Source organism: Flavobacterium jejuense (assembly GCF_006491595.2).
GTDB lineage: Bacteria > Bacteroidota > Bacteroidia > Flavobacteriales > Flavobacteriaceae > Flavobacterium > Flavobacterium jejuense.
Genome location: NZ_VEVQ02000003.1, coordinates 1 through 12,922, shown reverse-complemented (window position 1 = coordinate 12,922; position 12,922 = coordinate 1). Strand labels below are relative to the sequence as shown.

General features: G+C 30.9%; 11 protein-coding genes. All 11 read left to right on the top strand.

Features of this window, described 5'->3' with window-relative positions:
• Positions 1-184 precede the first annotated feature (184 nt).
• A complete protein-coding gene (locus tag FIA58_RS04950) occupies positions 185-1,297 on the top strand; it encodes an SGNH/GDSL hydrolase family protein (RefSeq protein WP_140960715.1) in 1,113 nt (370 codons plus the stop codon).
• Complete coding sequence (locus FIA58_RS04945; protein ID WP_140960713.1) at positions 1,287-2,660, top strand: sialate O-acetylesterase; 1,374 nt, start codon at positions 1,287-1,289, stop codon at positions 2,658-2,660. Before FIA58_RS04950 ends, FIA58_RS04945 begins: the two co-directional genes overlap by 11 nt.
• 24 nt (positions 2,661-2,684) lie before the next feature.
• The gene (gene bglX, locus FIA58_RS04940) at positions 2,685-4,970 is read left to right on the top strand and encodes a beta-glucosidase BglX (protein ID WP_140960711.1); all 2,286 of its coding nucleotides are present in this window, start codon (positions 2,685-2,687) and stop codon (positions 4,968-4,970) included.
• Positions 4,970-6,520, top strand: a complete 1,551-nt coding sequence (locus tag FIA58_RS04935; protein WP_140960709.1) for an alpha-N-arabinofuranosidase — start codon at positions 4,970-4,972, stop codon at positions 6,518-6,520. Before bglX ends, FIA58_RS04935 begins: the two co-directional genes overlap by 1 nt.
• A gap of 213 nt (positions 6,521-6,733) precedes the next feature.
• Positions 6,734-7,234, top strand: coding sequence for a hypothetical protein (locus FIA58_RS04930; RefSeq protein ID WP_140960707.1), 501 nt, complete (start codon positions 6,734-6,736; stop codon positions 7,232-7,234).
• Between the two features lie 148 nt (positions 7,235-7,382).
• A complete protein-coding gene (locus FIA58_RS04925; RefSeq protein ID WP_140960705.1) occupies positions 7,383-8,126 on the top strand; it encodes a hypothetical protein in 744 nt (247 codons plus the stop codon).
• Between the two features lie 38 nt (positions 8,127-8,164).
• The gene (locus tag FIA58_RS04920; RefSeq protein WP_140960703.1) at positions 8,165-8,668 is read left to right on the top strand and encodes a GNAT family N-acetyltransferase; all 504 of its coding nucleotides are present in this window, start codon (positions 8,165-8,167) and stop codon (positions 8,666-8,668) included.
• Positions 8,669-8,794: 126 nt separating this feature from the next.
• On the top strand, positions 8,795-9,235 hold the full coding sequence (locus FIA58_RS04915) for a GNAT family N-acetyltransferase (protein ID WP_140960701.1): 441 nt from the start codon (positions 8,795-8,797) through the stop codon (positions 9,233-9,235).
• A 536-nt stretch (positions 9,236-9,771) separates the two neighbouring features.
• Entirely contained in the window at positions 9,772-10,104 is a 333-nt protein-coding gene (locus FIA58_RS04910; protein ID WP_140960698.1) for a type II toxin-antitoxin system RelE/ParE family toxin, read from the top strand.
• 13 nt (positions 10,105-10,117) lie between these two features.
• Positions 10,118-11,212: an ImmA/IrrE family metallo-endopeptidase gene (locus tag FIA58_RS04905; protein WP_140960696.1), complete on the top strand. Its 1,095-nt coding sequence runs from the start codon at positions 10,118-10,120 to the stop codon at positions 11,210-11,212.
• Positions 11,213-11,471: 259 nt separating this feature from the next.
• Positions 11,472-12,698, top strand: coding sequence for a hypothetical protein (locus tag FIA58_RS04900; RefSeq protein ID WP_140960694.1), 1,227 nt, complete (start codon positions 11,472-11,474; stop codon positions 12,696-12,698).
• The last annotated feature ends 224 nt before the right edge of the window (positions 12,699-12,922 follow it).

Genomic DNA, 12,922 nt, shown 5'->3' with positions numbered 1-12,922 from the left:
AGTGTTATTTTAAATTTAATACTATTTCATCAAAAATGAGTACTTTTAATTGTCTATATGCTATAAAAAAAAGGCATAAAAAAAGGAAATGAACTATTTTTATTATAATTTGATGCAATTGTATTACTCTTTTCTTGTAAATTGAAATAAGTTTGTTTTACTAATTTGAAATACTAAAATCTAAATGAAATTATCCTCGTTTTTCTATCCTTTTTTAATAGGTTTAACTTTATGTTCTTTTCAAAAAGAGCAAACAAATACTAATCCAAAAGAAAAAGAATTTATATGCAGTGGTAGAATAGAAAGAGTACCAAACGGAAATGTAAAACTCATTTCTTCAGCTTCATCTATCTCATTTAATTTTAAAGGTAATAATTGTAGTGTGTATTTAAAAAGTGACGATACTTATGAACATCATAATTATGTTTCTTTAGAATTAGACGGTAAATATATAGGAAGATTAAAAGTTGAAAAAGGAGAATCTAAAGCTTATCCAATAGCTATCTCTGAAAAGAAGAAGAAACATCATCTTACAATATATAAAGCTACAGAAGCAGCAAATGGTTCCGTTTTGTTTTCAGGTACAACTGCTGAAGTTGTAAAGAATAAATGCAAAAATAAAACTAGAAAAAGAATTGAATTTATAGGAAATTCTATCACTTGTGGTATGGGAAATGATACCAAAGAAATACCTTGCGGAACAGGAGAATGGTATGACCAACATAATGCATATTGGGCTTATGGATCTATTCTTTCAAGAAGTTTAAAGGTAGATTTTCAATTAAGTTCAGTATCAGGAATTGGGATGTACCGAAACTGGAATGATGAACACTTAGAAGAAGCTATAATGCCAGATGTGTACGAAAATTTATACCTTAATAAAGATAATTCTAAACCTTATGATTTTAATTTTCATCCAGATATTGTTAGCATATGTTTAGGGACAAATGATCTTTCAGAAGGAGATGGAACCAAACCAAGATTACCATTTAACGAAGAAAAATATGTTACTAATTATATTAACTTTATAAAAACAATTTATAAACACAATCCAAAAGTTAAGATCGCTTTACTAACGAGTCCTATGGTGTCTGGAAAAAGAAACGAAACTCTTGTAAATTGTTTGATGAAAGTAATGGCTTATTTTGAAAAAGATAAAACACATAAAAAGATAGCTTTGTTTGAATATAAACCAATGGAACCTAAAGGCTGTGGCTATCATCCAGATATTGAAGACCACAAAATAATGGCAGCACAATTGGAACCTTTTTTTAAAAAAATAGTACATGAAAAATAAATTCACCTTATATATATTACTGTTTTTTTCCAATCTATTGATGGCAAATATTTCATTACCTAGTATCTTTTCAAATGGAATGGTCTTGCAAAGAAATAGTGAAGTAAAAATATGGGGTTGGGCAAATCCAAAGGAAGAGATAACAATTAAACCTAGTTGGAATAATAAAGAATATAAAGTAACAGGAACCAATCAAGCGAACTGGGAGATAAGCATTCCAACACCAAAAGAAGGAGGACCATATACAATTATTTTAAAAGGATACAATGAAGTAGTACTTTCGGATATTTTAATAGGAGAAGTGTGGCTTTGTTCTGGACAATCTAATATGGAAATGTCGGCTAATTGGGGAATAGAAAATGGAGAAGAAGAAATAAAAAATGCAAATTATCCATTAATTAGATTTTTTTCTGTAGAAAAAGCAGCCGCTTCTTCATTACAAAACAATCTAATGGGAAGTTGGCAAACCTGCACACCTGAGACTATGAAGTACAATAGTGCGTTAGCTTATTTTTTTGGTAAACGATTACAAGAAGACTTAAAAGATGTGCCTATTGGATTATTAGTTTCTGCATGGGGTGGAACACCAGCAGAGGTTTGGATTCCAGAAAAGGTGATTGAAACTGATAGAGAACTACTTGAAGAAGCTAATAAAAGATCTCCCTCAGAATATTGTCCAGTGAAATCAGGTAGAACGTTCAATACTATGATTAATCCATTAGTAGGCTATAAAATAGCAGGAACACTTTGGTATCAGGGTGAAAGTAATGTAGGGTCTACTATTTACGATAAAACATTTGCGGCCTTAATAACTTCTTGGAGAGCGCTTTGGAAAGATAATTTTCCATTCTATTTTGTGCAAATTGCACCTTATCAATATGGAGAAAACCATTTTGGAGGAGTAGAAATTAGAAATTTTCAAAGAAAGACTTTGGTACTTCCAAAAACAGGAATGGTTTTAACTAGTGATATTTCACCCATTGATGACATTCACCCAAAAGACAAAAAAACAGTAGGAATACGTTTAGCAAATTTGGCTTTGGCAGAGTATTATAAAACTAACAATAATCTAGTAAATGGCCCACTTTTCGATACAATTACAACCGATAAAAATAAAGTCGTAGTACATTTTAAGTATAATGATGGACTTTATTTTAAAGATAAAAAAGGAAACCAATTTGAAATAGCAGGTGCTGACAATGTTTTTTATCAAGCTAAAGCAGTCATAAAAAATGATAAAGTAGTTTTAACTTCAAATAAAGTTAAAAAACCACTTAAAGTACGTTTTGCATGGTCAAACACTGCTCAAGCACAATTATTTAATAAAGCTAATTTACCAGCATCGTCATTTATAACTGAATAGCTTTAATAATAGAATTAAAATTAAATGAAACTAAAAATAATAACAATACTTACGACTTTTGCAATCACAACTATGAACGCACAAAAGAAACCTTATTTAGATACTAAGAAACCAATTGAAGAAAGAATAAAATTATTATTAAAAGAGATGACTTTAGAAGAAAAAGTCGGACAAATGAATCAGTATAACGGGTTTTGGGAAGTGACTGGCCCAGCTCCAAAAAATGGTGATGCTGAAAAAAAATATGCTCATTTACGAAAAGGTTGGGTAGGTTCTATGTTAACGGTTCGTGGTGTTGCCAACGTGAAAGCCGTACAGAAAATTGTGGTTGAAGAAACCCGTTTGGGAATTCCACTTATTATAGGGTTTGATGTGATTCATGGATATAAAACCTTAAGTCCAATTCCATTGGCAGAAGCAGCAAGTTGGGATTTAGAAGCAATAAAAAAATCTGCACAAGTAGCTGCGGATGAAGCTTCAGCATCAGGAATCAACTGGACTTTTGGACCTAATGTAGATATTACTCGTGATGCAAGATGGGGTAGAGTTATGGAAGGAGCAGGTGAAGATCCTTATTTAGGAAGTAAAATTGCTGTAGCAAGAGTACAAGGTTTTCAAGGAGAAACAAAAGAAGATTTAGCAAAAGTAAACACGATTGCAGCCTGTGCTAAACATTTTGCGGCATATGGTTTTGTAGAAGCAGGAAAAGAATACAATATTGTTGATATGAGTATCTCTAATTTGCATAATTTAGTTTTACCACCATTCAAAGCAGCTAAAGATGCGGGTGTTCGTACTTTTATGAACTCTTTTAATACTTTAAATGGTATTCCTGCAACTGGAAGTACTTATTTGCAAAGAGACATTTTAAAAGGAAAATGGAACTTTGATGGATTTGTTATTTCAGATTGGGCTTCCGTTAAAGAGATGATCAATCATGGTTTTGCAAAAGACGCTGCAGAAGCTACTACAAAAGCAGTGAATGCTGGTTCAGATATGGACATGGAATCTCATTTTTATGTAGCTGAATTAGTGAATTTAGTGAAATCTGGAAAAGTAAAAGAGAGTGTAGTAGATGATGCTGTTAAAAGAATATTACGTGTGAAATTTGAGTTGGGTTTATTTGAAAATCCATACAAATATTGTGATGAGGAAAGAGAGAAAAAAGTAATTGGAAGTAAAGAAAACAATGAAGCGGTCTTAGACATGGCTAAAAAATCGATTGTTTTGTTAAAAAATGAAAAGCAATTGCTTCCATTAAAGAAATCTGGACAGAAGATTGCTTTGATTGGAGCTTTAGCCAATGATAAAAACAGTCCTTTAGGTAGTTGGAGAATTGCTTCAGATGATAATACAGCTGTTTCGGTCTTAGAAGGTATGCAAAAATATAAGGATAATCAATTAACTTTTGAAAAAGGAACGGACTTGACTGTTGGGGAAACAACTTTTACAGCAGAACTAGTGTTTAATACAAATGATACATCAGGGTTTGAGGCTGCTATTCAATTAGCTAAGAAATCAGATGTTGTAGTAATGGTTTTAGGAGAACATGGTTTTCAAACTGGAGAAGGAAGAAGTAGAACAGATTTGAATTTGCCAGGAAACCAACAAGAACTACTAGAAGCTGTTTTTAAAGTAAATCCAAATATCGTTTTAGTATTGAATAATGGAAGACCTTTAGCATTACCATGGGCTTACGAGCATATTCCTGCAATTGTAGAAGCATGGCAATTAGGAACACAAACAGGAAATGCTGTAGCTGAAGTATTATATGGCGATTACAATCCAAGCGGAAAATTACCGATATCTATTCCTAGAAATGTTGGGCAATGCCCTATCTATTACAACAGCTACAACACAGGAAGACCTGTAAATGCAGATAAAAATGTATTTTGGTCTCATTATATTGATGTTGAAAAAACACCACAATATGCTTTTGGTCACGGATTAAGTTACACTACTTTCGAATATAAAAATTTAAAAATAAATAAAAAAGAATTTGATAAAAACGAACCTGTAAAAATTTCGGTAGAAGTAACTAATACAGGAAGCTATGATGGTAAAGAAGTTGTACAATTATATGTTCATGACGTAACCGCTAGTCTAATAAGGCCAATAAAAGAGCTAAAAGGTTTTGAATTAGTACATCTTAAAAAAGGAGAAACCAAAACCATTACTTTTACCCTAACAGATGCTGAATTAGGCTTTTATGATAATCAAGGTAACTATTTAGTTGAACCAGGTACTTTCACTATCATGGTGGGTGGAAATTCAGAAGAGGGTTTAAAAAGTAATTTTGAATTGAAATAATGAACAACTTATCTAAAACCAGTATCCCTTTTTTGCTCACATTACTATCGTTTAGTTTTGTGTGGAGTCAAAATACAATTTCCTTTATTCAAGATAGTGAAGACACAATTGTTATTAGTAAACATATTTATGGTCATTTTGCAGAACATCTTGGTAGATGCATTTATGATGGGATATATGTAGGAGAAGATCATAAAACAATACCTACTACAAATGGAGTTAGAAATGATATAATTTCAGCTCTAAAAGAATTGCAAATTCCTAATTTAAGATGGCCAGGAGGTTGCTTTGCAGATACTTATCATTGGAAAGATGGTATCGGATTAAAAGAAAATAGACCAGCTATTGTAAATACTTGGTGGGGAGGAACAACTGAAAACAATAGTTTTGGAACACATGATTTTCTAAATTTATGTGAATTGCTTCAAACAGAACCTTATTTAGCAGCAAATGTAGGCAGTGGAGAAGTACAAGAATTAGCCGATTGGGTACAATATGTTAATTTCTCTGGATCAAGTCCAATGTCAAACTTAAGGAGACAAAATGGGAAAGAAGAGCCATGGGGAGTGAAATTTTGGGGAGTAGGTAATGAAGCATGGGGTTGCGGTGGAAATATGACAGCCGATTATTACGCAGATATTTTTAAGAAATATGCCACTTTTATGTCTGATTATACTAATGGAGGACTGTTTAGGATTGCTTCTGGAGCCAATAGTGATAATTATGAATGGACAGAAACACTCATGAAAAAAATCCCAAAAACTTTAGTCAAAGGACTTGCATTACATTATTACACAGTCATTGATTGGGAAAAAAAAGGATCTGCCATACATTTTACAGATGAAGAGTATTTTAAAACAATGAAAGTAGCTTGGTTTATGGAAGAATTGGTAAACAAGCATAGTGCTATTATGGATAAATACGATCCTAAAAAAGAGATTGCTCTAGTGGTTGACGAATGGGGAGCATGGTATGACCCAGAGCCTAATCAAAAACAAAGTATTCTTTATCAACAAAATACAATGAGAGACGCTTTAATTGCAGGTCTTGATTTAAATATATTCAATAATCATGCAGCTCGAGTAAAAATGGCTAATTTGGCACAAACAGTAAATGTGCTACAAGCTATTATTTTAACTGAAGGTGATAAAATGATATTGACACCCACTTATCATGTAATGAACCTGTATAAAGTACATCAAGAAGCAACTTTACTTCCTTTAAAAGTAACTTGTAATGACTATGTTTTTAACAATGAAAAATTGCCAGCTCTTTCGGTTTCGGCTTCTATTGATAAAAATAATAAGACACACTTATCAATAGTGAATATCGATTCTAAAAAAGAACAAGATATAAAGATTGATCTTTCTACTAAAAAATACAAATCAATTAAAGGAACTATTCTTACTTCTAAACAAATAAATGATTTTAATTCTTTTAGTAATCCAAATGTAATTACACCTAAACCATTTTCTGATTTTAAAAAGAAAAATAAAGAGGTAAATTTAACCATTCCTCCGTTTTCTATTATAGTTCTAGAATTAGAATAATAGATTGTAAACAATAAAATTTAATACTACTAAAAAGCTGTTTCAACCATAAGAAATAGCTTTTTTAGTTTGTAAGAAGAAGAAAATAAAATAGAAACTTCTAAAAGTAACTACTTAAAAAAGAGCTGATTAAATACCAATAACTAAAATTAGTGTATCTTTATGAAGCTTATTATTAGTTTACATTCATTCTAGCTCACAATTAAATTTGAAATGATGGACTTTGAATATTATATAGAGAAATTCCAAAAAGCAGCAAACCAGCTTGACAAGAAAAAGAGGACTGCAAAACAACTTCAGATGCATGTAGGTGTTACTTTGAACTCTGTTGTTTTAAAATTGTACAAAAAGGAATGGACAAATGATGAAATAGATCCAGTAAACGCAACAACAAGAATCTTTTTTGCAGTTTGGGTAAATGAGGAAAGCATAAAAAAGAACAAAATATTTTATAATATCCACGCATTAAAACTTCGCAAATTAAGTGGATATGCCATTGAAAGCAAAAAGTTTGCTACTAGTTTTAGAAACGAATTTAAAAAGCAAGAAGTAAATTGGCAAAATGTAAGCACTAATTTTGGTCCATTAACCTTAATGGAAGGATGGATAAAATTAGACAATGATAAAGCTCAAGAGGATATAGTAGCATTAGCAAATAATTTTATGAGTATTGCTTATTTAATAGATAAAACGCTAGCTGAGTTTAAAAAGTAAAGAAAAAACTATCCAATTTCCTTTTCAAAAATCTTTCAAAGAAGTAAAACTTAAATTTGCTTACTTTTATACTTTTAAAAAAGTATAAATTAAAATTTCAATTCAATTATAACCTATTTTATTAGTTGGTAACCAAATGAAAAAAAGTATGTCCAAATACCTGTTAGTGCTATTTCTTTTTTCGATACTATCATGTAAAAAAGAAGAAAATAAAAAAACGGAAACCCAAACAGTAGAAACTGCTGCAACTTCTGACGAAACAGAAGAAAACACTACAGAAGCACTAGTACAAGATACCTTAGAAAAAACTGAAAAAATCCAAATTCCAAAGACATTTAAAATTCTGGATGAAACAGAAGGAGATTTAGACAAAGATGGAATTCCAGAAAAAGTTATTGTGTACGATACCGAAAAGGAAACAGATTTGGGAACAGAAAGACAAATATACATTTACAAGAATAACAATGGCAAATGGGAATTCTGGAAAAAAGCAATTGGAGCAGTATTACCAAGTCAACATGGAGGAATGATGGGCGATCCTTTTGATGAAATCTCAATAGAAAGAAATTGTATTGTAATTAATCATTTTGGAGGAAGCCGTCAAAAATGGAATTATACACATAGATTTAGGTATCAAGGAGGAGATTTTCAATTAATTGGAGCAACAGTGAATTTTGGTTCTCCTTGTGATTATTTTGAGACTATGGACTATAATCTTTCAAACGGTAAAATCAATTATGAAAAAGAAACAGAAGATTGTGAAAATGATACTTCAAAAGTAGAGAAAGAAGAAATGGTAATGAAAAGGAAAACTTTACCAACTATGAATGGCTTTTATCCAGGTAATAACGAAGTGAAATTTCCAAATTCAGAAACTACAATTTACTATTAAATAAGAGCAAACCCATACAAAAGCTATAAATTATAAAAATGATAGAAACGGAACGTCTTGTTTTAAAACCACTTACCTACGAACAATTAATAAAATATGCAAAATGCGACAACTCTCTGGAGAAAGAATTAAACTTGAAAGAAACTTCAAAAACAATGTCACCAGAATTAAAAGAAGCATTTGAACAAACAATTCTTCCAAACGTAGCCAACAAAAGTAAAAATTACTTGTATTCAACTCTTTGGACTGCAATTTCAAAAAGCGAAAACAAAATGGTAGGCGATTTATGTATTATCGGTGAACCAAATGCTAACGGAGAAATTGAAATTGGATACGGAACTTATGCCGAATTTCAGAATAAAGGTTTTATGACTGAAGCTGTAAACGGAATAATTACTTGGGCTAAAACGCAACCAGAAATAAAAGCAATAGTTGCCTCAACAGAGAAAACGAATAAAGCTTCTTTTAAAGTTCTTGAAAAAAACAATTTTATTAAAATTGGAGAGACCGATACATTATTTAATTGGAAAGTAGAAATTTAAAAAAGAGATAAATTGCTGAAATAGTACTACTATAAAAAATAGAAGCATATTTTATAGAGGATATTGTAAAGGACGAAATTAAAACTATAGAGAAACAATACAATAACAAGACTAATATTCAAAAAAATGATTTTTAGAGAAGCAAAAGTAAGCGATATTAAGCAAATTCAAAAGGTTAGAAATTCGGTAAAAGAAAACACCTTATCGAATCCTAACTTAGTTACCGATGAAGACTGTGAAGTATTTATTACCCAAAGAGGAAAAGGTTGGGTTTGCGAAATTGACAATGAAATTGTAGGATTTTCAATTGTAGACTTAAAAGAGAAAAACATTTGGGCACTCTTTTTAAAACCTGAATTCGAAAAGCAAGGTATCGGAAGAAAATTGCATAATAGAATGTTAGATTGGTATTTTGAGCAAACCAAAGAAAATATTTGGTTAGGAACAGCACCCAATACAAGAGCCGAACTATTTTACAGAAAAACAGGATGGACAGAAATAGGCACCCATGGCAATGGAGAAATAAAGTTTGAAATGACATTTGAAAAATGGCATAAGAACCACTAAAGCCCTGCTAATATATAGTAGTTACAAAACCAGCCACCTCAAAAGCGTTTTTCATTTTCCTACGGTTTCCTGTAAAAAACTAAACCCAACACTTCTTACTTTTACCAAACAAGAAAACCCATTTTGTACGTATAAATACGTATAAGAAAATAATCCTATCAGTATAAATACGTACAAAAAACCATGAAAAATACGTATTTATACGTATTGTGTGATTGAAATGGATGGTTTAGATTTGTATGTATAAAAATGTAATTTATCATACATATCTACCTATTTTTGGATGGCTTTGTATGATTTTGTTATACATATAAACAAGTTACAGGCAAGCGTATGACAACCGTAAAACAATCAACTTCATGACTTACAATAGAAGAAAAATCTTCAAAGTTCTACAAAATCAAAAAGAGAATTTAAACAACATAACTACCAAACTAGAAACCAACAGAGCTATATGCTCAAACAATATTATTTTGTTTTAAAATAAAAACAACTTACATTTGGTGTAAATTAAAAATAAATACAGTACTTTTGCAGTGGATATAAAATTTGGACATAAGAAATTAGGAAAATTAGCTAACGACCCGAGAAAGTGTAAACAAGAAATGGGTGAAAGAAGAGCAAATCTCTTTTTAAAAAGGTTGACTGATTTACGAGATGCCGAAACACTGGAAGAAGTAAGACACCTACCCGGTCGGTATCACGAGCTCAAAGAAACACGCAAAGGACAATGGGCTTGCGACCTTGACCACCCTTATCGCCTTATTTTTATACCACAAGAAAACCCTATACCTACTAATGAAAATGGACAATATATTTGGTTCGAAATTATAGGTGTGGAGATTATTGAAATAGTAGATTACCATTAAAAAAACAGCAATTATGGCAACTGTAAACGAATTTTATACAGACATAGCATTCCATCCAGGTGAAACCTTGGCTGAGAAATTGGAAGAGCTGAAAATGGGACCTAAAGAATTTGCAATCCGTACAGGTAAACCCGAAAAAACAATCATTGCTATTATTAAAGGTGATAGTTCCATCACACCCGAAATGGCGGTTCTTTTTGAAAGTGTATTAAAAATTCCTGCCAGTTTTTGGATTAAACGACAGTTTAGTTTTGACGAATATAAAGCTAGAGAAAAAAGAGCTTTAGTTATAGAGGAAGCAAAAGACTGGGCAAAATATTTCCCAATTGCCGATATGGTGAAATGTGGGTGGCTAAACGCAAAAACAAAAGCTGAAGAAAAAGTAGCAGAATTATTTCATTTTTTTGGAGTGAGTTCTCCAGATGCTTGGAAAGATTATTTTTTCAATCAACAGTTGAAAGTTGCATTTCGTATATCATTAGCACACACAAAAGAACCTTATGCTATTTCCGCTTGGATACGGCAAGGTGAAATACAAGCTAGCCATCTTCAATGTGGAGAATATTCAGAAGCTAAATTCAAAAAAGCATTGAAAGAAATTAAAACCATAATGGCTACACAGCCTAACGATTTTTTTGAGCAGTTGCAACAAATATGTTTGGCTTGTGGTGTAAAAGTAGTCTATACACCATGTATTAAAAAAGCACCTTTGAGTGGGGCAACTCGTTGGATAGACGATAATCCATTGATACAATTGACAGGAAGATACAAACAAAATGACCGTTTTTGGTTTACTTTCTTTCACGAAGCTGGTCATATATTATTGCATGGAAAAAAAGATATTTTCTTAGAAGATATTGAATATTCAGATGCAGACTTAGAAAAAGAAGCTCAGGCAAATGAATTTGCTGTTGAATGGACATTTTCAAAAGAACAAGAAGAAGAAGTGTTAAATGCTATTCCATTAACTATCAAAAGCATTCAGGAATTTGCTAAAAAGTTTAATACACATCCTGCAATGATTATAGGTCGTTTTCATAAAAAGGAATTACTTCATTACTCAAAAGGAAGAGATTTTTTTGTAAAACTTGATTTTTCAGATAACTAAGTATATTGATGCTGTTTCTCAATTCGTCTGAGTATCCAAGTTTCTAAATAATTTTCGGAGACTTTACGAATAAATCAATAGAAAGCAACATCCGAAAGATCGCCTGCCTGTAACACACGCTACAAGCAAGCTGGGCAATTGGCTTAATTTGAAGATGGTTTTGTATTTGGAAAAATAGTTTTTAACCGAAAGTTTAGGCTTTCTTAATCCCAGCCTGCGTGTAGCGCGAGAACGTTAGGCGCAATTTAAATACACATTTATGAACCAGAATCTTATTCATCTTTTAGCAAATAATTCTCAAATTGAGATAAATGATTTGAATGAAGAATATGAAATTTTAAATCCATGGAATGATAAATCTGTATCATTTAAATTTCAAAAAGGGAAAAATTTAACTTCAATCAAAAATTTACAGTTTCCCGAACAGTTGGTTGCATTATTTGACAGTGAAAGTAAAAGTTTAGAATTCATATATGGTATTATTGAAAAAGAAAGTAAATTAAAGGACCGAGAATTTGATTTTTTATACAAAGGAAATATTTTTAAATGTCGTTTTGGTAAAATTTCAAATTCACTAAACTTACTTGCTAAATCATTCAAGGAAAGAACAGCCGACAGTAGTACTGACTACAGAAATTTAAGATTTCTAAGAGACGTTTTAACTGATAGTTTTTATAAAGAATATTTTAAGGAACATTTTATTGCAAGCTTTTATGTAAAAGGAAATTTTGAAAATATAGACCATGATTATGTTGGGCTATCAAAATCTTTAAATTTTTACATGGCATATTTTGATAGGAATACTCCTAAAATATTAATTCACGCAAAGAATTTTGAAGAAGAGAAACACGACAAAGCTTGTCTTTATGAGTTATTTGATACGTTTCCAGGACTAATTAGCGCAGTCAATATTGATTCTACTCTTTTAGATACTTTTATGGTAGCTAATCAAACTGAAAATATAAGATTAAAATTCATATTCTACTTCCAAATTTTAGAATATGCTTCTTATTATTATTTAGATGGAAAAATTCAAAATAAAATTTTAAAAACCTTCAAAAACCCTGCAATTTATGATAAACCAGAAGATTTTTCGAAATCACTTATAGAAGAATTAAAAGACCATTTTTCACAAAAAGATGATTCTATAAAATTAGAAAAAACAATAACTGAGAATGTTAATATCGAGGATATTAAAAATGAAATTTCTGCAAATAAAGATTTCTTTTGTCAAGATTTAGAATTTGAAGGTGGTTTAAAAATCAATCGAATATTGAAAGACGCAAATTCTGTTGAAAATTTAAAAGATGATGACCTAATTTTAATTAAAAAAAATATTGAAAAAATTCGAAATGTTTTAGTTCATCTTAGAGAGTCTAGAGAGAATAAAGTAATACTACCTTCTCAAGCTAATAATAACAAATTACTTCCTTATCTATTTGTACTTAGACGAATTGCTGAAAAGGTTGCAATAAATTTTCAATAAACTGCGCCTAACAGCGGTAGCTGTTGCACAACCTCTCCAAAAAGTTAAATTTTCTAAATAAATAAAAAAAGTAACCTCATTTAAAGTGATTTAAGCGAGGTTTCTTTTTTGATTAAAGGACAATTTTACAAAAATTGATAGGCTTAAAAAAGCTATTTTTAACTCATAAAATTGTGTTTTTAGAAAAGTGTGTACTTTTCCTTGTTGTACATATAAAACTTGCG